At 44.8% G+C, this 20864-nt stretch carries 16 protein-coding genes; 6 read left to right on the forward strand and 10 right to left on the reverse strand.

Translation table 11 applies throughout. The features are described 5' to 3' along the window. Positions 1 to 24: 24 nt before the first annotated feature. The 5 genes from P0R33_RS22465 to P0R33_RS22485 all read right to left on the reverse strand — a co-directional run bounded on the left by P0R33_RS22465 (position 25) and on the right by P0R33_RS22485 (position 5348). Positions 25 to 1341, reverse strand: coding sequence for a HAMP domain-containing sensor histidine kinase (locus P0R33_RS22465; RefSeq protein WP_223705933.1), 1317 nt, complete (start codon positions 1339 to 1341; stop codon positions 25 to 27). Then, entirely contained in the window at positions 1338 to 2012 is a 675-nt protein-coding gene (locus P0R33_RS22470) for a response regulator transcription factor (protein ID WP_219071592.1), read from the reverse strand. The genes P0R33_RS22465 and P0R33_RS22470 overlap by 4 nt, the downstream gene beginning before the upstream one ends. 238 nt (positions 2013 to 2250) lie before the next feature. Then, positions 2251 to 2901, reverse strand: coding sequence for a DUF1345 domain-containing protein (locus P0R33_RS22475; RefSeq protein WP_219071591.1), 651 nt, complete (start codon positions 2899 to 2901; stop codon positions 2251 to 2253). Between the two features lie 40 nt (positions 2902 to 2941). Continuing rightward, positions 2942 to 4462, reverse strand: coding sequence for a phosphoethanolamine--lipid A transferase EptA (gene eptA / locus P0R33_RS22480; RefSeq protein WP_219071590.1), 1521 nt, complete (start codon positions 4460 to 4462; stop codon positions 2942 to 2944). Continuing rightward, positions 4449 to 5348: a phosphatase PAP2 family protein gene (locus tag P0R33_RS22485; RefSeq protein WP_219071589.1), complete on the reverse strand. Its 900-nt coding sequence runs from the start codon at positions 5346 to 5348 to the stop codon at positions 4449 to 4451. Before P0R33_RS22485 ends, eptA begins: the two co-directional genes overlap by 14 nt. 354 nt (positions 5349 to 5702) lie before the next feature. On the opposite strand from P0R33_RS22485, the gene P0R33_RS22490 reads away from it, so the two are divergent. From P0R33_RS22490 to P0R33_RS22500, 3 genes are all read left to right on the forward strand, one after another. Next, a complete protein-coding gene (locus P0R33_RS22490; RefSeq protein WP_223705932.1) occupies positions 5703 to 5948 on the forward strand; it encodes a hypothetical protein in 246 nt (81 codons plus the stop codon). A gap of 126 nt (positions 5949 to 6074) precedes the next feature. After that, positions 6075 to 7121, forward strand: a complete 1047-nt coding sequence (locus tag P0R33_RS22495; protein WP_223706184.1) for an MBL fold metallo-hydrolase — start codon at positions 6075 to 6077, stop codon at positions 7119 to 7121. Beyond that, positions 7118 to 12241: an ATP-binding protein gene (locus tag P0R33_RS22500; RefSeq protein WP_223705931.1), complete on the forward strand. Its 5124-nt coding sequence runs from the start codon at positions 7118 to 7120 to the stop codon at positions 12239 to 12241. Before P0R33_RS22495 ends, P0R33_RS22500 begins: the two co-directional genes overlap by 4 nt. Positions 12242 to 12579: 338 nt before the next feature. Here the strand turns inward: P0R33_RS22500 and P0R33_RS22505 are convergent, their stop codons facing one another. Next, positions 12580 to 12981 carry a hypothetical protein gene (locus tag P0R33_RS22505; RefSeq protein ID WP_223705930.1) on the reverse strand — a complete coding sequence of 134 codons (402 nt, stop codon included), beginning with the start codon at positions 12979 to 12981 and terminating at the stop codon, positions 12580 to 12582. A 442-nt stretch (positions 12982 to 13423) separates the two neighbouring features. Between P0R33_RS22505 and P0R33_RS22510 the strand changes: the two genes are divergently transcribed. The 3 genes from P0R33_RS22510 to P0R33_RS22520 all read left to right on the forward strand — a co-directional run bounded on the left by P0R33_RS22510 (position 13424) and on the right by P0R33_RS22520 (position 14802). Then, positions 13424 to 13888 carry a hypothetical protein gene (locus tag P0R33_RS22510; protein WP_223705929.1) on the forward strand — a complete coding sequence of 155 codons (465 nt, stop codon included), beginning with the start codon at positions 13424 to 13426 and terminating at the stop codon, positions 13886 to 13888. Between the two features lie 72 nt (positions 13889 to 13960). Continuing rightward, entirely contained in the window at positions 13961 to 14353 is a 393-nt protein-coding gene (locus P0R33_RS22515) for a hypothetical protein (RefSeq protein ID WP_223705928.1), read from the forward strand. Between the two features lie 14 nt (positions 14354 to 14367). Then, positions 14368 to 14802: a DUF1810 domain-containing protein gene (locus P0R33_RS22520; RefSeq protein ID WP_223705927.1), complete on the forward strand. Its 435-nt coding sequence runs from the start codon at positions 14368 to 14370 to the stop codon at positions 14800 to 14802. 36 nt (positions 14803 to 14838) lie between these two features. On the opposite strand, the gene P0R33_RS22525 is transcribed toward P0R33_RS22520, so the two are convergent. The 4 genes from P0R33_RS22525 to dinB form a co-directional block, all read right to left on the reverse strand. Beyond that, entirely contained in the window at positions 14839 to 15282 is a 444-nt protein-coding gene (locus P0R33_RS22525) for a hypothetical protein (protein WP_223705926.1), read from the reverse strand. A gap of 13 nt (positions 15283 to 15295) precedes the next feature. Further along, on the reverse strand, positions 15296 to 15919 hold the full coding sequence (locus P0R33_RS22530) for an SOS response-associated peptidase (protein ID WP_223705925.1): 624 nt from the start codon (positions 15917 to 15919) through the stop codon (positions 15296 to 15298). Between the two features lie 292 nt (positions 15920 to 16211). Further along, complete coding sequence (dnaE, locus tag P0R33_RS22535; protein ID WP_276173340.1) at positions 16212 to 19265, reverse strand: DNA polymerase III subunit alpha; 3054 nt, start codon at positions 19263 to 19265, stop codon at positions 16212 to 16214. Positions 19266 to 19268: 3 nt separating this feature from the next. Then, positions 19269 to 20450, reverse strand: coding sequence for a DNA polymerase IV (gene dinB / locus P0R33_RS22540; RefSeq protein ID WP_276175678.1), 1182 nt, complete (start codon positions 20448 to 20450; stop codon positions 19269 to 19271). Between the last annotated feature and the right edge of the window lie 414 nt (positions 20451 to 20864).

Genomic DNA, 20864 nt, shown 5'->3' on the forward strand with positions numbered 1-20864 from the left:
TGAAAAATTATCTGCGAAGCCCTTTCAGCCATTCCTCCAGGGTGCCTGGCCGTTTGAAGAGCCCAGCGCGCGGCGCTGGAAACGAACGCTGAAGCTGTGCAGTCCCTTATAGAATGAATAGCTGACCCTCCAGCCGCTTATTTCGGCTATCTTCCTGATGATTGCCAGACCCAGTCCGGTGCCGTTTGCCGAGGTGCCGCCGTTAAAAAACCGGTTGAAGAGCTTTTCTATGGGCAGCGGCGAAGGCACTCCCGTGTTTAGGATCAGCAGCTCGTCGGGCATGGTCCTGATGATGATATTCCCTCCGCTGCGGTTGTGCCGTATGGCATTGAGCACAAGGTTGTTGATCAGGATTTCCCCAAGGACAGGATTGCCATATATCTGCAGGCTTTCGGAGATCTGCATACTGATGGACACCTGCTTCTGGTCGGCCTGTTCGGTGAAGAAGTCCAGGTGCTTTTCAATATGGGCGTTGACCGAGATGGTGCTTTTATCCAGATAGGCCTCATGCTCCATTTTGGAGAGCAGCAGCAGGTTTTTGTTGAGCCTGTTGAGTTTTGCCACATCCCTGCTCAGCGTGCCAAGCACGTGGGTCTGATCTTTGTTGAGATCCATCTGGAACAGGGTGTCGATCTTATTCTGGAACAGCGCTAGGGGGGTCTGAAGCTCGTGCGCCGCATTTTCCACAAATTCCCTCTGGCTTTTGTAGATGGCGGTATTTTTTTCAATGAGCGCCTCTAGGCTTCTGTTGAGGCGTTCAAATTCATCGATGTCTGATTTGATGAAATGGGGCGGCTTGCTTTTGTCTATCTCAAATTCATGTATCTGGTCCAGGGTGTTGTAGAAGGGCATCCAGCGTTTGGAGGCCGTCTTTTTGGAAAGCCACACAATGCCGATGAAAAGCACCAGCAGTATGAAGGTGAACATTCCGGCTATGCTGAATACCATGCGCTCCATTTCCAGAAGATGGATCTTCTCGGTGTAGGTGTATGTTTTGCCTGCAATCTGCACCGGCGCGTAGATGATGCGGAAAGGCTCCTTCTCTTCGGCAGTGGAATCCTCGACCATGGTGCCCACTATGGAATCTTTGGTGACCCCCATATCGGGCAGGATGGTGAAATGCAGGTTGAACCTGTTCCAGGTCTTGATGTCCTCGGGTGTAAAATTCCTGCTGCTCTGATTCACGAAGGCGTTCTTGTGCTGCACGAGGACCTCTTCGGTTTCATAGATGTAGAGCCACTGGCTCACATAGTAGAATATCGGCGCGCAGATCAGCAGAATGGCTGCCGCCAGGATCAGAAAATCGCGGGTTGTTTTGCTGAGCAGTTTTTTTGTGTTCATTTTTCCCATTTGTATCCTTCGCCGTAGACAGTTTTGATGTAGTCGCCGGAGCCTGCTTTGGCGAGTTTCTTTTTGAGGTTTTTAATATGGGCGTATATGAAGTCGTGGCTGTCGAGCATGTCGGCCATATCGCCTGAAAGATGCTCGGCAATGGCGGATTTTGAAAGCACTTTATCATTATTTCCGATCAGGAACAGCAGCAGGTTGAGCTCCTTTCTGGTTAGCTCCAGCTTTTGGCCGCTGACCAGGACCGTTTTGGTGAAAACCTCAATCTGGATTTCCTTGAAGACCACCCTGTTGCTTCCCCTGAAATTCCTGCGCCTCACAAGGGCCTGCATCCTAACCAGCAGTTCGGCGAGGTGGAAGGGTTTGGTGAGGTAATCGTCGGCGCCAAGGCTGAAGCCCTCAATCCTTGCCTCAAGGGTCTCTTTGGCCGATATGATAATCACCCCGTCGGTCTTGTCCTTGCTCCTGAGCTCGCGCAATATGTCAAATCCGTCCCCGTCGGGAAGGCCAAGGTCAAGCAGTATGCAGTCATAATCGTAATTGTCAATCTTGTGGATTGCCTGCACATAGCTGTGCGCTGTCTCGCATTTGACGCCTTCTCCCTTAAAATAGCCCTGTATGCTCTGAGCGATATCCTGCTCGTCTTCGATAATTAAAACCTTCATTGTAATCGGATTATATGCTGGTAACTGATCTGCGGGATAATAAATTTACTAAATTAGAACCGAATCCCATGCTGTCCCTGCCTAATTTTATCCCCGCTTATTCAGTTATTCCAAAAACCGCTAAGTTTACAATCCAATTTTGAATTTATTCTGAATTTTTAGGCATATTCCGTTTTTTAACATTTTAATCTCTGATTTGTGCGCATTAGCCGCCAGATGCGGCATTATCCGCATTGCCTTATTTCTGGACCATGCTTGAGATTATATTGATGCTCAATGCCAGGATGGTGGTATTGAACATAAAGGAGAGCACTCCGTGCACCAGTGCGGTGCGCCTTATCCTGCGGTCCAGTATGGCTACATCCGATACCTGGAAAGTGGTGCCGATCACAAAGGAGAAATAGACAAAGTCCAGATAGTCAGGTTCTCCCTTACCCGGAAAATCAAGGCCGTTCAGCGAATAGTGCAGATTGGCGTATTTAAAGGCAAAGGTAGTGTGGACAATTGCCCAAGCGGTTCCCACCGATGAAAGTGTCATCACCACATGCAGCGCCAGTTCGGGGCCTGTCTTCTGCTCGGCTGAAACATACAGAAGCACAATTCCCAAAAGGCTGACCGCTGTTGTAAGGAGCATGAAAAGGGAGAGCACTGCGCGTCCCGAATCCTGGTCTTTGGCATTTTTTTTGAGCTCATCCAGACGGCAGGTGAGAATGGTAAACCAGGAGAAGAACAGCTGGGTAAGGGAAAAAGCCAGCCAGACCGCCATGATGTGCACAGAGGGCCTGCTGGTTCCGATCTCAAGGACAATGGCCGTGAGCAGACCCGCCGATGCAGAAATTGCCAGCCTCGACCTGTTGCTGAGCCTGTTTATAAATACAGTTTTATTCATATGAAATTAATTTTTTTGGCTGATGCCGATTGTTTGACTGCTATTGGTAAATGTTCATTTTTTCATCATATATGGGGCTTTCTATATCCAGAAATTTCAGCACACTGTGAAAAACATGGTACTGGGACACCGTCTTATTGGCCTTGAGTTTTTTCGAGCCGGGCGATACCCAGACAATAAAGGGTATCTCAAACTGCTCCCGCGGGGCAATGCCCATCGGCAGGCCGTGCATGTAGAGATTATTTTCACCTAGGGACTCGCCGTGATCCGAAACAAAAATCATCGTGCTGTCAAATTCCCTGAGCTCTTTCAAGTCTGCGATTACGCGGCTTAAAAGGTAGTCGGTATAGACAATGGTATTGTCGTAAGAATTCATGAGTTCCTGCGTTGAGCAGTCTGCAAGCTCAACGCTTCTGCAGACCGGGCTGAACTTCTCGAAGCCTGCAGGATACTTAGTGCTGTAGCTGGGCCCGTGGCTGGTGCTGGTGTGCAGCACCAGAAGTATTTTATCTTTTGTGCTTGCCAGTATTTGCTCTTTGAAAAGGGCCAGCAGAATCTCGTCGTAGCCGCAATTTCCGCCTTTGCAGGCCTTTGAGAGGTATTTCCTGTCCTGGTAATTTTTGATATGAAGCGGGGGCTCCCCCCAATTGGAGGTCCTCCAGATGACCTCCACATTATTGCGGAAAAGGTAGTTGGGCAGTATTTCATAAAGCTCATCGGTCTTTTTATAATCCAGGATTGCCTTGACACCTGCCGTGGTATAGGTCGCGGCAGACACTGCGCTTAAGGGGTGCACATTTTCTGTGGCTCCAAGCAGCGGATTTGTATTTTTACCATAGCCGTAGAGCGAGAAATTGGCCTTTCTTGCGGATTCCCCAATGACCAGCACCACAATTGATTTTTTTTTGTCCCTGATGTGGGCATCGGGAAGCAGGATTTCCTTCTGGTTTTTCTTATACTGGTGCGCGTAAAACAGCGAGGTGTTGACCGCATAGGACCATGGCATTGCCAGCCCTCCCAATTTTTTGGAATTCTTGTCGATCCAGAGCCAGCTGGAGGAATTGACAAAAACCAGCGCCAGGGCAATAAGCAGACTGCCGCCGCAGAGCAGCGCAAACCTTTTAAGGGGCTCTTTTACGGCCTTAATCCTGAAGAGCGCCACGGCGGGAACTATGCCGAGCACAAGCACATAAAGAACCATTCTGAGCGAGAAATAGGCGCTTGATTCCGCATAATTGGTGTTTAGGATATTCCCAATCATGCTTTCGTCTATGATCACGCTATAGGCATTGATGAAATAGAGCGCCGCGGCACTGACCGCAAAAAAAAGCGAAATGAGGATTCTGCCGAAAATTCCGGTAAGGTAGAGCAGCAGATAAAAGACCAGAAAATCCAGCACAAGCATCAGCACTATGAGGCTGGCGATGGTCAATATGCCGCTCAATGCCGCGTAATTGAGATTCCCGACCACAAAACAGAAGAAGGGAAAATGGAAAAATACGCAGTTGGCAAGGCTCAATAGGGCCGCCAGACGGGCTGCAGGGAGTCTACCTTTTAACATATGCGGCGGTAATTTTATAAAGTGATATGGTCAGCACGAATAAAGATAAGTAAAATATGAACAGGTTCTCGCGCATGATTTTGACCAATAGCGCTATCCAGCATCCTGTGAAGGCGATGATGAAGAAGGGATAATATTTTCTGATTCCTATCCATTTCCAGATTCGGTACCTCGTTGAGATAAAAATACCGGCAAGGGCGCAGATGTAGCCTACGATGCCCCCGACAATAACATCAATAGGGTAATGCGCTCCCAGGGCAACCCTTGTGAGGATCAGCCCCAGACCGGCAGCCACAATAAGCACGCACCATACGATCCTGTTTCTCAATCTGGCAGGCATAAAGGCAAACATAAGGATGGAAAGGGCGGTAAAAATGGTGATCGAATGCCCTGACGGCAGGCTATTGTATCCTGACAGAGTCCTTCCGATTATGGTAAAGCTGCCGTTATCAAAGAAAGCTGCCGGCCTTGGCACATGAAAGAGCTTTTTCAGCCCGCTGGAAAACAGGCAGGAAACCAGAAGGGCAGAAGCAAGGCACTCCCATATTTTTGGGGCGTGAAGCACAAAAATGCTCAGAAGGGACGCCACTACCAGCGTATTTCCGGTTTCGGTGAGATTGTACTGCAATTCGGGATACTGGGACAGGACAGAGTTCAGCATAAAGAAATGCTCCCGCTGGACCAGGATATAGGATTCCGCGTGCAGCGCATCGAGCATGAACAGGAACGCGGCAATGAGCAGCAGCAGCACTGCAGGAAGCAAAAAAAGCGTAGGCCGCAGCCTTGAGAAGTTGAATGAAACATAAAGATCCAAAAAGGGATTGACCTTTTCGGACTTGATTTTTTTGATGCTCCCATCGGCATCTTCAAGGAATAACTGGCGCATTTTATAAAACTTTGGCAGACATTGCTTTACACTGGCTTAACACAGGAAAAACATTACGCTGATTTTTTCCGAAAGTTTACAATCCAATCTTGTAATCATCCTGAATTTTTAAAACAGGACTGCGCTTTTATGCCTTGAATTGGTTTTAAATAGCTGTAGATTAGGTGTTTGCGTTTTTTTATTTTTATAAAAAAAACGGAATCAGAGTTGGCCTGCCTGCAATCCGCTCTTGGGATGCGCCTCTTCAAATTGCCTTGCGATGCTTTGAATTTTTAACAGTGAATTCTTGGAGGCAAGAAATCTAAATAGGTATATTTGGATTAAGAAACCACCCAAACAAACAGATCTTTCAAAATGGAAAAAGCGATACAACTAAAAGTGAGAAAAGATTTGGATGCACAACAGCAGCACATCATACTCAAGCTAAAAGGCAGCCTTATATCAAAAGGATTTACGGAAATCATCCATATACTGGATCAGGATGAGGAGTTTCATATCAATACCTTTGAAACGCCATTAGAAAAACAAAGCGAAGTTAAGCAGTATATCGCCGCTTTCATAAATCAGGAAAACATCATGGATACTGTAACCATTAAATAGGTTCAATTTTCAAATAAAAGTGGCTGCGGTACTGTAAGCATAAGCACTTTTTAGGTTTAAGGTTGCAAATGCTGCAAATAATTGTAATTTTATAAAAAATCTTACTAAAAACTTGTGCAGACTTTGATGAACATTGATTTTCTGGATGCGGGCTGTGCGGATGCCATCCATATTAATTTTAAAGGCAATGATGATAAAACGCACAACATCATAATTGACGGAGGCAGCGAGAAGGGCCGTCTTTATGAGGCCGGGCTCAGAAAGAGGATAGATGAAATAGTCAACATCAGAAAAGAAATAATTGATATTTGGATCATTACCCATATTGATGATGACCATATAGGCGGAATTCTCCGTCTGCTTAAGGATACTGACCTTCTGAAAGCCGTTGATCTCAGCAGAACCACTTTCTGGTTCAATTACTCAATCTGGGACTATGACACCGGCATCCGGACCAATAACCTAAAAAATGTTAAGCAGGGCATTACCCTTAGGGAGTACCTTGCAGCCCATTCTCATGTAAAACAGAGCATTACTGACAGCCACCCCCCGATTGATTTATGGGGAGCCAAATTGAGTATTCTATCACCCGATAACGCAAAGTACAATTCGCTTCTCAAGCTGTGGAAAAATGAGGAGGTGAAAATGAGGGAAAAGGAGCCTTCATCTTTAAAAAGCATTAGAAGCAATGACTACGGCAGGAGGATTGAAGATTTCGATACTTCTAGAGAAGTAAAGGATGTTTCGGTGGAAAACGGTTCAAGCATCAGCTTTATACTGCAGTTTAGCGGGGAATCATTCCTGTTTACTGCCGACAGCCACCCTGATGTTCTTGCCGCAGCTATTAAGAGAAAATTCGGGGAGCAAAAGATTAAGCTTAAGTATATGCAGATTCCCCATCACGGAAGCAGGTATAATATAAGCAACGCTCTTCTTGAGCTGGTTGATTGTGAAAATTACATTATTTCAGCAGATGGATACAACCGCTCAAATCTACCCAACAAGGAAACTTTAGTGAAAGTGCTTCGCGCCAATCCCGATAAACATATCAATTTTTATATAACCCAGGAAAATGAACTGACCCGGAACATTTTTAAAGCAGATCCAGAATTTAATATAAATCTAATATTTCCCACCCAGGGAAACAACCACCTACACTTTGAAATAGGATGACAGCAGAGAAAGATTTTATAGTCCGCATAGAAAATCCCTATGGATTCAGCAGCGGATTGGTTTATTCGCCAAACAGCCAATCAGAACTGGTCTATGTGTTTACTGCCAGACATGCCCTGGTTGGAGACGAGGGGATTCCATGCGAATCTACTGAGGTAACCGTCGGATTTCTTATTGATAATGAATGGTCTACCTATAGACTGCAGAAAGGAGATATAATATTAATTGGAGAAAATAATGCAACTGAAGATATAGCCATACTGGTAATCAAAAAGCCATCTCTTCCCGTAATGCTTAACTATGATAGATGCCCTGAAATCTGCCAAGTGCCGGCTAAAGGACATGAACTTGAGATAACCGGTTTTCCCAAAGTGGTTCTTAATGAACTAAAAAGAACACTGCACCATTTGAAGCCGCTTAAAGATCGAGATTACGAAAGGCAGATACAGATTGAAGTATCAGATCCACTGACCGGGGAGTACAATGACGACAACCTTGTGGAAGGCTATTCCGGAAGTCCGGTATTTGTTAAGCTCAAAGATAAGTATTTCTGCTGCGGTTTATTTCTTGGCTATGAGACAAAAAACAAAAGAATATTAGGGATCGATCTTTCTCTGGTAAATAATCTTCTGGCATCAAGATCGCTGCCCCTGCTATCATTACTGCAGATAGAGACAGACTATACTATTCTGGAAGCAGCTGAAAAGCTTAATGAGAATTCTTTCAGGGTGCTTTCAAGAATAAGAGACAGCGTTGGAAAAGTCAACCTGCCGAGGACCGAAATTTCAGCCGCTGCTTTGGAAGTCATAAGAAACGGCAAGCTGGCAATATTTACAGGAAAGCCGGGAACCGGAAAATCAGCGCTGGTTAAGAAGATTTTGGACGGATTAAAAAATGATTTTGAAATATTTGCCTTTCAGGGCGAGCAGCTGGACAAAAAAAGTATCGAAGAGATATTTGCTGATAAGCCCTTCTGCTTTGGGATTTCCCTTTCAGAGGTTCTTGATTCCCCGCTATTCGTTAAAAAGAAAATTTTCCTTATAGACAGTATCGAAAAAATACTCGAAACGGATAATGCTGAGACAATATTGGATTTTTTTGAACTGCTTTTTAAAAGAGAGGATATTACATTAGTGTTTACCTGCAGGAGCTATGCGGCCGAGCATTTAAAAATCCGTTTTTTAAGGCAGTTTCCTGCTTTTCCCGATTTTGATGTGCCAGCGCTTGATTCGGCGGAGCTGGAATGTATTGCAGGTAGCTATCCGGTGCTGAGCACCTTAACAAAAAATAAATCCATTTTGCAAGTTCTCCAGATTCCTTTTAATCTGGATAAGGCAGTGTCTTTACCGCAGAATTCGGTAAATGATGATATTGATACTGAAACAGCGTTCAAACAGATCATGTGGGAATATGTGATTGAAGGGCGCGAAAAGGAATCAGATCCGCGAAAAAGACATTTGCGCGGCGAGACATTTATGGAAATTGCCCTGAAGAGGGCATCGGCCATGAGCGCATATGCAACTGTTGAGCACGCACGTGCTGACATACTTCACGAGCTGACCGCTGACCATATTATTGATCCCGAACCGGTGTACAGAAGAAGCTTCGCGGCAGCTCATGACATCTATGAGGACTGGGCACTGACAAGGCATATTGACAGCAATTATCTGCAATACATTGCCCAAGAGGACAATTACGGCGTTTTTTATGATGCAATAGGAACCGCTCCAGCAGTCCGACGAGCCTTCAGAATATGGATATCAGAAAAAATACAGGCAGCGGACGGATCTGCCGGCCGGCTTGTAAAATCAACCCTTAACGATGCGGCAATCCAAAACTACTGGAAGGATGAAATTTTAGTCGCCGTTATGCAGTCGCACGACAGCGGTGATTTTTTGCGTGAGAACAAGGATTTTCTATTTTTGGATGGGTTTAAATATTTCAGAAGGATAATTTTTTTAGTTCGGGTTGCCTGCCAGAAGCCGGATTTTTCCCTCCTAAATGCGTTTGATGTGGACAAAAGGACTCAGGTATATCACAATATAAATCTGGTTCCCTATGGTGAAGTATGGGGCAATCTCATTGAATTTATTTTCTTAAACCTGAATCTGCTGCAGTCCCAGATGAAGTTGATACTTTCAATGCTGCTGCAGTGGGAGAAAGGCTTGAAAAAAAACGGACCGTTTCCTGCCGAGTCAGAGCATGCGGCTAAAATTTTAATATGGTTTTACAGTAATTTTACATCAGGCGGCTCACCTGAGCAGGGAAGTGCTAAAACCGAGAATCTTGAAAATGGAATATTAATGCTTTTCCGTCTGTCCGATTTTGTCAAAGATGATTTGAAATCATTAATAGAGGATGCATTTAGTAATAAAAACAGGGACGATGATTTTGAAATCGGCAATCTCTATGATAAAATTTTAGAATATGTCCTTGACGGGTACGAAGGTCAGAAAATATGCAAAAATTACCCTGAACTTGTCATTCAAATTGCAGAAAGCAAATGGTTTTATTATCCGCCGACTCCTGAGCAGATTGCGGAAATGAAGAGGCAGTCCATTCTGGGGCCCTATCACCGATCGATGATGCACAGTGAACAGGATTTCGGGTTCAGAAGGAGCACAGAAAGACATTATTCCCCTGGGAGCCCTTATGAAACGCCTATATTGAACCTTCTGCTGTATTCGCCGTTTGCAACTGCAGATTTTTTAGTAAAGCTATTAAATCATGCTGCCGATTCCTATATCAGGTCCGATTTCGGCCGAGACAATGAATTTCTGCATCCTGCTGACCACCGTTCGCAGATAACCTTTATAATGCCAGACGGAAGAGAGATTAAACAGCATGCCAGCCCTTCATTATGGATGATGTTCAGGGGAACCTATTTTAATTCGCCTGATGTCCTGAAATCATGCCTAATGGCAGCCGAGTGCTATCTGCTGCAGATCGGCCGAGATATAAAAGAGAACAAGCATGACCAGTATACTAAATTTTTGAAGGCTTCCTGGGACTACATTTTTGAGGCTTTTTTAAGCAGATGCAACAGCGTCATGGGGTCGGCGGTGCTTATAAGTGTCGCTAATGAGCATATGGATCTTGCCGGAAGAAGAATTTTTCCTCTATTGAAAATAAGGGAGATTTACCATTTGGATTTCCACAGATGCCTTAAAGAATCAGAAGCCTACAGTCCTCTGAGCTATAAAAAGCACCGCCAGCTGCGTCATCTGCAGCTGCAGAATTTCCAACAACTCAATCATAGAAGCAAGAGCATTGAAGATTTGGTTATGAACTTGAGTTTTGGAGAGTTTCAAACTGAAATCTTTGAAATCATAGATGATTTTTATCTGGAAAACCCGACAGACCAAAACTGGCGTTTTGCACTTGCGCGCATCGACCGCAGAAAATTTAGAATAGTAAAAGAAGTTGAAAACGGATATCTATTAGAAACAGAATTGGAAGATGACTTACAAAAGGTTGTCGAGGATAATAAAATAATGCAGGAAGAGAACCATACCGTTTCTTATGCGGCATACTGGTGCATGCAGAAATTAAAGCATGAAGCCGTTGAAGAGGATAGTTATGAAAAATGGGCGGAACTCTGTAAAATATCTCTGGATGCCCAAGATAATAAAAACATCTCCAAAATGCATAAGCAGCCTGTGCTGTTGGCAGCAATGGGAATCAGGGATTTCTATTCATCATTAAGCGCAGCAGAAAAAGAATGGTGTGAAACTAAAGTAAACGAGCTGTTTAAATACGAACTCTTCGAAAATAGGCTGGAGCTGGATTTTATGAATTCAAGACACACGGTGTATGAGACAGAAGCTGCCTTTTCTGTAATTCCAATTTTGATGCTCAAGTCGGAGGAGACGGAAAAAAAGACGTACAAGCAGAATATTCTTTATTACTTAACGCATTTTCATAAAAGATCCGAGCACGATTCCCTGCGGGCTTCAATTAACAGCTGCCTATGGAAGCATGATCCCGGTTTTGTATTAAACTGTGTATGCTGTATTGTAGAATATTCAAAATTCTCCCATCTTAAACACAGGCTGGAACATTTAAGCGCATATAGATCCTATAAAAAAAATATCTTTTATTTTATAAAAAAGTCATTTTACAGAATAAACTTAAAAATAAATCCTCATTATAAACCCAAAGGCCGCATTGCGGGACATATTAAATTTAATGAAGCCTTAAAACAATACAGAGCATCTTTTGATGCCATTATGGATAAAGTCACTCAAGAAGCGGCTCCCGCATATATTGCAATTCCCGATTATCAGACAAATGCAGGGGACTGGCTGTTTGAAGCCTTGAAACTGGTGCCGGCTGAAACAGAACTCAAGATCCTGCAGGACTATTTCAAAAATGTCTTAAATTACATTTTTGAAACCTTTGCAAAAGATTACGATCCATATGACGACACGATTCATCATTCCCTGCAGCAGTTTTTTCAAGAAAAATTTGCCCTGTTTTTGCTCAGCCAGCGTGAAGATGCTGCAATTGAGTGCTTTAAAGCATTAATTGACTGGGCTTTCGCAGATGGCGCAAAAACCTTATATAGAAATAAAAGATATGAATTTACCGTTAAGTGCCTAGAAGAAGTGGTAAACCAGTTTTTAAATGATGGATCCAAAGCGTCAAATTTCTGGATTTTATGGAGTTATTTAAGCCATAAGATTTTGACGGCTCAGGCATTTATTTTTGACAAACCTTTTCTATTCAACCATCGCATATTGTTCTTAACGCATTTAGATTGGAATCCCCTAGAAAATAAAAAGCATTTTTTTGAAACCATTATACTGAAGGGGGGAGACCTTGAGTCCGCCGGGAGATTAACTGCCGGCATTGGATTTGAGGAATTAATGCCTGACGCTGTCAGCTGGCTGGCCGAACGCATTAAAAAAGAGTGGCCCGGAAATAAAGACTGGGATTTTTATCTTGAAAAAATTATTATCCAGACCTATTATGACGGCCGCAGGAGAAAGGAAATCACGGCATCTGCCAGATTAAGGAATGATTTTATTGCACTGCTGGACAAGCTGATCGATCAGAGCGCTTCTTCTACAGCTTATATAATCCGTGAAGATTTCATATCTTCAAAAGGCCTGGCGTAATAATGGTGTCATGTTTCAGTAACCCAGTAAAAAAAAACAGAAAGATTCACGGCATTTATGAACCGCACCATTTTGTTTTTAATGACTGTATTTTTGCCTTTAGTGCAGACAGGTCGTTAATCTCATGGAGATAAAACAGTCCAACCACCATATAATGGGAATTTAGTTTGAGGTCCTGGTTGAAGGTATCCGTAAAATAAAACTGCGGGTATGCTGAATTATAAATTAAGGCATAGGCGTTATCAGGATTCGGAGCCGAAATGCATCCATTAAACAGATTTACAATCTCCTGATCAGTAAGCGTAGATAAAAAGTGGCAGATTAGTTCATTCATGGTATTACTTGTAAAATTTATATTCAATTCCAAATTTAAACACCGATGCCGGCGTAGATCTGGTGGGGAAAAAACGGACAATTAAAGTATCGCCGCTTTTTTTAGCTGTAATCTTATAGCCTCTGCCTTCCATGTAGGTGGAAGTTTTGTCCTGAGCATCTATAATTTCAATTTTGGCAGGATTTTTTGAAACCTTAAATATGGTATTATGTTTGTTTTCAAATATAAAAATATTTCCCTGTTTTTCAACTTCAATGTAATCTGCAGAAGCGGTATCCGAGCTCATGATCCGGTTAACTGCCCCTTCATTTAAATTATAAGTGGTTTCAACCAATTTGCCATAGCCCGGTTTCGAACTGCAAGACATTAATACGGCCAATATGGGCAACAGCGCTTCTTTTTTCATTTAAACTTTTTTACGTTAATAAAATATATCCTTCTGAACTAAAGTTTTATATGCGATTTGAAATAAGATCAAGAATTAAGTTTTCTTGGCATTATTGTCTGCTGTCAGAAGCACAGCAGCAAATTTATTCTGTAAATATATCCGTATAATAATCTCGAGGTTACGGTTTTCCGTATTACAGCCAATACTAAAATGATGGCTGAATATACGAATATTCGTCCGTATCTTCGGAATTTTTGGTGGAATCAGCCAAAAAAAGAAAGTAAGCGGATTTTGAGCCGCCAGTATCTGCATAGCTTTTTTTGATTTCCCGCAGAAAAAGGCATGGACTAAACAGCGTATATAAAACAGCCGAATTTAAATTACCGGACAGATCGTTTTTTTAGGGGCAGGAATTAAAAAAAATGGCTAATTTTATAGGCAGCAATAAATAAAGTAAAGCATGGCAATTGATTATCAGGACCCTAATGTTTTTGAGGCGGACTATATTTACCGCATCCAGACCTTTGAAAAGTACCTGGCGAGTCCGGCATCTTCGCCGCAGCATTATGCGAAATATAAAGCCGGTCTGATGCCCTATATTTTTTACGGGCATAACGTGGAGGGAGTCCTGGGCCTTTTCGAAAGGGAATTTCAGGAGGTCAGGTCCGGAATTGAAAACTATGAAAACGATAACCATAATGATTTTCCGATGCTCAAATCGTTTGTGAACACGGAACGGGAACTGCGCAGGATATTGGACGAGAGCCAGCTTAAGGACTATAAGGCATTATTGCAGCGCTCGTTCGAGAATCAGAAGCAGGATGTGAAAGCCGCGGCAGTGAGCCGTTTTTTTCTGTCCAGCCCGATATTGGAGAGCTATATTTTTCAGGTGGAGAAGATTTTCGGAAAAGGCATACTGGACTGATTTCGGATTTCGGATTTTCTGCCAGGATTTCCAGAACAGTTGGCGGCCTTTTGATCTCATAATTTTCGATTTATGGAACTGCATTTTGAAGATTTTGCGCTTACGGTCAGAGCCGGAGATCTGGACGTGCCTTACGGCCTGAGTGACGAGGCCCTTTTTTTATCCGTGCGCAGCCATTTGGCGGGACTGCTGGGTTTCAGAGGCACAGAAATTTTCTGTTTTGGACCGGCGCCGGATAATACAGCCGACGGACAGGATGCGCTTCTGGAAAACGGCGTTTTTTACCGCATCATCGCCTATGGGAAGAACCTGGGGATCGACGGGCAAAGCACTGCCCAGGAAATCCTTGAAGGGTACAGGTTCCTTGTTGAAAATTTCGAGCCGAGATGGGCTTCAGTCTTCATTGAAGAGGGGTTGGAGAAAAGGGAAGTGACCATCGAGCTGATGTACCAGGAAGCATTTTGAAAAAGCAATCAGTTATGGATTTGGATGAAGGCATTGAAAGATTTCTGCGGGCACAGGAAAATGTGCATAAGCAGGCACTGGATGAAATAAAAAAAGGAAAAAAGCAGAGCCATTGGATGTGGTTTGTATTTCCCCAGATCAGAGGCCTGGGATTTACGGACTATAACATATATTTTGGATTGAAGGACCTTACTGAAGCCGTGCAGTATCTGAATGATCCCGTACTGGGAAAACGGCTGGTCGAAATTTCAGAAGCGGTTCTGGCGCTGGATGGTAAAAGCGCATTGGAAGTTTTCGGCAGGCCTGACCAGCGCAAGCTCAAGTCCTGCATGACCCTGTTCAGCCTGATTCCCGGCGCAGATCCTGTTTTCCAGAAAGTATTGGAAAAATATTATAGCGGCCAGTTGGATGATAAAACCATGGCAGTATTGGAGGCGCAAAGCCAGTAGGGGTAATTTCAATTCCGCAGCCATAGAAATGGGATCTCACAGCTCAACGTAGATTATTTTTACATTTACCCGATGCTCGTCGATCAGCTTGTCTATTTCGCTTCTCAACTGCCCGTATCTGAGTTCGGACTGCTGCTGGTCCTCGATGCTTTCCAGCCGCAGCCTTTCCCTTCTTTCATCAGGGGTTTCGTGTGCCGGAGAAGCCTTTTGGCAGCCGGTTTCCTTAACGCCGCTTTCCGCGTTTTCCAGCGCCCGTTTTTCCATTTCCCTTTCGGCCTCTCTTGAATCCCTGCGGCACTGGATCATATAGTCCTTAAGCAGCGCGATGCACCTTTGGACATGCTCGCCAAAGCCGCTGTCTTCATCCAGGAGTTCATGGGGATAGGTGTAACTCAAGATCTCCATTCTGGAGTGCAGGTCAATCTTAAAGTAGTCTATAAATTCCCCGTTTGTGACCCCGTTAAACTTATCGATTTCCATAGCATTGTCTGTATTAGATTTGAAAGCCGATCAGGTTTCCCTGATAGGGAAAAGCGAAATCCTCGATTTTCACCGACTGGTCCAGCCATGCGGATTCATCCTGGCGTTTGAGCATAATAGGCATCCTGAGCTTATGGTTATGGATGTACTGCATCAGATCGTTGGCTTTTGTGGTCACCATGGTGTAGGTATTTTTAATCTCATCCGTCACAGGATCTGTCCATGAGGAATACAGGCCTGCAAAAGTAAAGATTTCATCATCCTGGGAATTGATCTGGTATCTGTCCTTGCTTTTTCCCTTCTGGTCATTCCAATGCCACTCGTAATAGGCAGAGGCGATTATCAGGCAGCGGTTATGGGTGATATTTTTGAAGGAGGCCTTTTCGTCTATGCTTTCAATCCTTGCATTGAGCGTGTTTTTCCTGAACTCGATATCCTTTGCCCATGACGGCAGCAGGCCCCATGTATAATCCGTTGTGATCAGATGCGGAGAGGAATTGAGTATGACAGGAATATTGGGATGGGAAAACCCATTTATGAAGTCAGACTGCAGGTAGGTCTCCTCATTATCGAGCTCGGCGTTAAATCGTCTTTTGAGATCTTCTATAGAGGCATTCTGCTGGGTATAATAGCACATAAATTTCGTTTTTAGGGCTGTTTAAAATGTCTTATACTGACACAAATATGCCCTTAAAAGGGCTTCTGTGTTTTCCATTGCGCTTAAGTTTGACAAAACGATCTTATGGAATCATACCCAATAGACATTAAGCGCATTGAAAGGCTTTTAAGAGAAAACCAGCAGCGAAAAAGGATGCTTCGGGAAAGAAACAGCACCAGACTGATGTGCTTCATGCTGTTTTTTCTGTTTGTTTTCTTTATTCTTCTCTATCAAATTTAATTCATAATTAGGACTTTACATAAATAAATGCCTAAAATTTCATTCTGTGGCGCGGCAGATTGATTTCATGCTCCTGCGGATAAGGCTGGCGGTGGGTGCTGCTGACATCCTGTTTGATATTATGCTGGGTGGTAAACCTCTTGTCCGAATCCGAATATCTGGGATCGGGGATGAAAGGCATTTTTGTTAATTTGGAAACGGTGATTGTAGGAAAATGATAGTCAATTTCCACGATTCCGCGCATCAGGTAGCATCCGCCTCCCTGAAAAGGATAATTGGCAAGACTGTCCGGGAAGTGGGCTGTATCAAAATAAGCGCCCTCATGATCGATCCATGTCCCGAAATACATATTGCCCCTTTTTGTCGGGACCTGCTTGGTCGAGATCAGATAAGCCAGCATGCGGACCTCTTTTTTATGGTGTTTCAAAAGATCACGTACCATCACATCTCCGCGGTGTCTGGTCTTAAGCAGATCAAAAACGGTGCAGGATATGGGAAAATTCAAAAGCTCGATCTCATCAAAAGCATCCTCAAAAACCGAACGCTCCAGAACAGGCAGCTTAAACTCTTTTGCCGGTTCGCGGATCAGCATCAGCCCGCGGTTTTCCGGCTTGAAATTGTTCATCAGAAGGCTGACCTGCACCAGCAGCTGGTTTTTGGTCTTGCCTGTAAAGCGGAATGCGCCTATAAAAATCAGCACCTTTACATTCTCAATTCCCATCGGCACCCTGTTTATGAAATCTTCCAGCGATTTATAAAGGCCGTTTCTTTCGCGTTCATAGGCGATGAACTGCGAGAGTTTGGAATCCAGGCCCTGCAGGTGCATAAAGCCCAGATAGATATCGATGCCGTAAAGCGAAGTCTGATAATCGCTTCTGTTAACGCAGGGCGTATGGATAACCGCGCCGGCCATTCTGGCTTCGTGCACGTAGATTTCAGTGCGGTAAAACCCTCCCTGATTGTTGATCACGGCCACCATGAATTCAATAGGGTAATGCACCTTGAGGTAAAGGCTCTGATAGCTTTCCACGGCGTAGGATGCGGAGTGCGCCTTGCAGAAGGAATAGCCCGCAAAGGATTCGATCTGGCGGTAGATCTCGCGGCTCAGCGTTTCGGGATGCCCTTTTGCGGCTGCAGCGATAAAGAAATCATCCTTTACTTTCTGAAGCGCCGCTTTTGAGCGTCCCTTGCCCGACATGGCGCGCCTCAGGATATCTCCGTCAGCGGCCGAGAGCCCGCCGTAATGAAGTGCAATCTTGATCACGTCTTCCTGATAGACCATAATGCCGTAGGTTTCCCCCAGCTGCTGCTCGAATACGGGATGGAAATACTCAAATTTTGACGGGTTGTTATGCCGGAAGATGTATTCCTTCATCATACCGGACTGCGCCACACCGGGACGGATAATGGATGAGGCGGCCACAAGGGTTTTGTAGTTGTCGCATTTCAGGCGGCGCAAAAGCCCGCGCATGGCGGGGCTCTCGATGTAAAAGCATCCGATGGTTCTCCCTTCCGCCAGATACACGTTTGCGGACTCTTCGTTTTTGGAGAGTCTCGTGTCACGGATATTGATGCGCAGTCCTCTGTTCTGCTCAATTATTTTCACGGTATCATCAATATGCCCGATGCCGCGCTGGCTCAGGATGTCGAATTTATCAAAACCGATATCCTCAGCGGTATGCATGTCAAAAAGCACAATGGGGAACCCTTTCGGAGGCATTTCCAGAGGGGTATAGTCGGTAAGGGGCTCTTCGGAGATCAGAATCCCGCAGGAATGCATGCTTCTCATATTGGGATATTTCTCCAGCATCATGCCGTATTCCTGAACCAATTTTACAATGGAATTGGGCTCATGGAATTTCATGGGATTTTTGGCCAGCAGGTCAAGCTCGTCTTTCGGAAGTCCGAATACCTTGCCGACTTCGCGGAATATGGAGCGGTACTTGAATTCCACGTTCGTGCCGCAGAAAGCCACATTCTCATAGCCGTAGCGGTCGAAGATGTATTTCAAAATGACATCCCTTTCCTGCCACGACCAGTCAATATCGAAATCGGGAGGGCTCTTGCGGTTCTCGTTCAGAAACCGCTCAAAATACAGATCAAGCTCCAACGGGCATATGTCCGTTATTCCAAGGCAGTAGGCGATGATGCTGTTGGCGCCGCTTCCCCTTCCGATGTGCATAAAGCCCCGGCTGTTGCTGTAGCGTATGATATCCCAGGTGATCAGGAAATAGCCGCTGAATTCCAGATCGTTGATCACTTTGAGCTCTTTTTCCACGCGGGCTTTCGCTTCAGGGTTATGGCGTCCGTACCGCCAGACAAGGCCTTCTTCGGCAAGAGTGGTCAGAAGGGCAATATCTCCTGCTTTGTTTTTGGTGTAATGCTTTTTGTTTTTCGGGCTCTGGAAATCATACTCGAAATTGCAGTGCCCAATGATATATCGGGTATTTTCGATGATCTCGGGATAGTCTTTATACAAGGCAATAAGTTCCGCTTCAGGAATCATCACATCCGATTTCCTGCAGCAGTCCTCAGGTGTGAGTTTGGACAGCAGATCATTGAGGTCAACTGCGCGCAGGATCCTGTGCAGATTGTATTCCCTTTTGGTGCGGAACACCACGGGCTGCAGGATAACCATTTTGGAAATCCTCTTTTTAAGCTCGGGCATGATAAGCCTCGTGAGCTGGTCGGGCCGAATGCCTATAAATTCATTTTCGCTGAGTTCCAAAGGGGCATTTTCCAGAGCATAGATAAAATACACCGAATCAAAAGCGGGCGCCTTTTCAGGCAGCGCAGCGCCTGAGAAATTATGGCCGGTGAGAAACCGGTTCATTTGGGCCAGACCTTCCGCATTTTTGGCAAGCCCGATATAGCGCAGGCGGTGGGCACAGCGGAATTCGATTCCAACGAGCGGCTTTATGCCCAGGGCCTGGCAGCCTTTTATGAAATCATAAATGCCCGTTACGGTATTGATATCGGTCAGCGCTGCCGCGGTAATGCCGCATTCTCCTGCCTGTCTTATCAGATCATCCAGGGGAATAGTGCCGTAGCGGAGCGAATGAAAAGAGTGGCAGTTGAGAAGCATGATTTATTTTTTACGTTTTAGAATTTCGTCTTTGTTATTGGGTTTGAACGATGCGCCGGCGCACCGCATCACGGCATCAAAGCCGTAACGGTTCTTCATTCTGTCCATGGCCTGATACAGGGCAAGCATTTCCTCGGTATCATTGAACAGGTCAATCTGATAGGTTCCCCTGACCAGCCCGCTGAAGCGCACCCCGATAAGGCGCAGCCTCATGCGGCGCTGGTAGAGCCTCTCAAAGAGATCCGTCACCGTCTGGTTCAGGATATGGTCGGCCGAGGTGTACTGGACTCTGGACTGCTTGGTTTCGGTATCGAAGTTGGCGTAGCGTATTTTGACAGTCACCGTTGAAGCGAGCCACTCTTCGGCGCGCAGCTCGTAGGCCAGCTTTTCAACCATTCCCTGCAGGATCCTGCTGAGTTTCAATATATCAATGGTATCCTGGGAGAAGGTGTGCTCGGTGGAAATGGACTTTCTTTCCGTGTATGGCTCCACAGGCGTGTTGTCGATGCCGTTGGCTTTCTTCCAGAGTTCGGTGCCGTTTTTTCCGATCATCTGCTGCAGGGACTCGGCTGGCATTTCGGAGAGCGTGCGGATGGTGCGGATGCCGATTCTCGAAAGGAGCTCAAAGGTTTTCTGTCCGACCATCGGAATTTTTCTAATGGAGAGCGGGTTCAGGAAGGACTGCACCAGATGCTCCGGGATTTCAAGGTTCTGCTTCTGCTTGCCTTCGCCCGTGCCGATTTTCGATACGGTCTTGTTGACCGAAAGGGCAAAGGTGAGGGGCAGGCCCGTTTCCTTTGTGATTCGCTGCGCCAGCTCATCTGTCCATTTGTAGCTTCCGTAGAAACGGTCCATGCCGGTGATGTCGAGATAGAACTCGTCGATGCTGGCCTTTTCCACCACGGGCGCCTTTTCCTGGATGATTTCGGTGATGTCATGGGAGAGCCTCGAGTAGAGCTCCATGTCGCCCTTCATGATTTTGGCCTGAGGGCAGAGCTTCATGGCCATGTGTATGGGCATGGCCGAACGCACGCCGAATTTACGGGCTTCGTAGGAGCAGGACGCCACAACGCCCCTGTCCCCGCCGCCGATAATAAGCGGTATTCCGTTAAGTTCAGAATTAATCAGTCTTTCGCAGGAGACGAAAAACGTGTTCATGTCGATGTGTACAATTGCCCGGTTCATAATCTTGATCATTTTATGCTTATCAAAATTAGTACAGGTAGTAACAATTTTTAAAAATTTAATGTTCCAAATAATAACAAAATTCAAAAATCCTTATTTTTCAGGGCATACGAAAAACCGCTTTTTTATTGATAAGATGCTTTATTCAGAATTTTCAGCGAGGATGCTTTTTGTAAACCAGTCACAGCTAATTTTAGAAATACTGCTGTTGGTTTTTGAATTTTTCCTATTGAAATGTACAAATCGTTTAATTATAGTCAATTGTAAAGCGCTGTTTACTGTTTTATTTGGGTAAAATTTGTATATTTGAGAGGTATTAACCGCTTCACGGTTATAATTCAATCGTTTATCGATTTACAAAGATTTATATGGCTATATAGACTTTTGCAGATTCTTAGATTCTTGTCTTCTGTA

This window comes from Flavobacterium sp. YJ01 (assembly GCF_029320955.1).
GTDB lineage: Bacteria > Bacteroidota > Bacteroidia > Flavobacteriales > Flavobacteriaceae > Flavobacterium.

What these genes read in the sequence shown, in the direction of transcription:
- P0R33_RS22465 (WP_223705933.1), bottom strand. Translation starts at nt 1,341, where the DNA reads ATGAACACAAAAAAACTGCTCAGCAAAACAACCCGCGATTTTCTGATC.
- P0R33_RS22470 (WP_219071592.1), bottom strand. Translation starts at nt 2,012, where the DNA reads ATGAAGGTTTTAATTATCGAAGACGAGCAGGATATCGCTCAGAGCATA.
- P0R33_RS22475 (WP_219071591.1), bottom strand. Translation starts at nt 2,901, where the DNA reads ATGAATAAAACTGTATTTATAAACAGGCTCAGCAACAGGTCGAGGCTG.
- eptA (WP_219071590.1), bottom strand. Translation starts at nt 4,462, where the DNA reads ATGTTAAAAGGTAGACTCCCTGCAGCCCGTCTGGCGGCCCTATTGAGC.
- P0R33_RS22485 (WP_219071589.1), bottom strand. Translation starts at nt 5,348, where the DNA reads ATGCGCCAGTTATTCCTTGAAGATGCCGATGGGAGCATCAAAAAAATC.
- P0R33_RS22490 (WP_223705932.1), top strand. Translation starts at nt 5,703, where the DNA reads ATGGAAAAAGCGATACAACTAAAAGTGAGAAAAGATTTGGATGCACAA.
- P0R33_RS22495 (WP_223706184.1), top strand. Translation starts at nt 6,075, where the DNA reads ATGAACATTGATTTTCTGGATGCGGGCTGTGCGGATGCCATCCATATT.
- P0R33_RS22500 (WP_223705931.1), top strand. Translation starts at nt 7,118, where the DNA reads ATGACAGCAGAGAAAGATTTTATAGTCCGCATAGAAAATCCCTATGGA.
- P0R33_RS22505 (WP_223705930.1), bottom strand. Translation starts at nt 12,981, where the DNA reads ATGAAAAAAGAAGCGCTGTTGCCCATATTGGCCGTATTAATGTCTTGC.
- P0R33_RS22510 (WP_223705929.1), top strand. Translation starts at nt 13,424, where the DNA reads ATGGCAATTGATTATCAGGACCCTAATGTTTTTGAGGCGGACTATATT.
- P0R33_RS22515 (WP_223705928.1), top strand. Translation starts at nt 13,961, where the DNA reads ATGGAACTGCATTTTGAAGATTTTGCGCTTACGGTCAGAGCCGGAGAT.
- P0R33_RS22520 (WP_223705927.1), top strand. Translation starts at nt 14,368, where the DNA reads ATGGATTTGGATGAAGGCATTGAAAGATTTCTGCGGGCACAGGAAAAT.
- P0R33_RS22525 (WP_223705926.1), bottom strand. Translation starts at nt 15,282, where the DNA reads ATGGAAATCGATAAGTTTAACGGGGTCACAAACGGGGAATTTATAGAC.
- P0R33_RS22530 (WP_223705925.1), bottom strand. Translation starts at nt 15,919, where the DNA reads ATGTGCTATTATACCCAGCAGAATGCCTCTATAGAAGATCTCAAAAGA.
- dnaE (WP_276173340.1), bottom strand. Translation starts at nt 19,265, where the DNA reads ATGCTTCTCAACTGCCACTCTTTTCATTCGCTCCGCTACGGCACTATT.
- dinB (WP_276175678.1), bottom strand. Translation starts at nt 20,450, where the DNA reads ATGAACCGGGCAATTGTACACATCGACATGAACACGTTTTTCGTCTCC.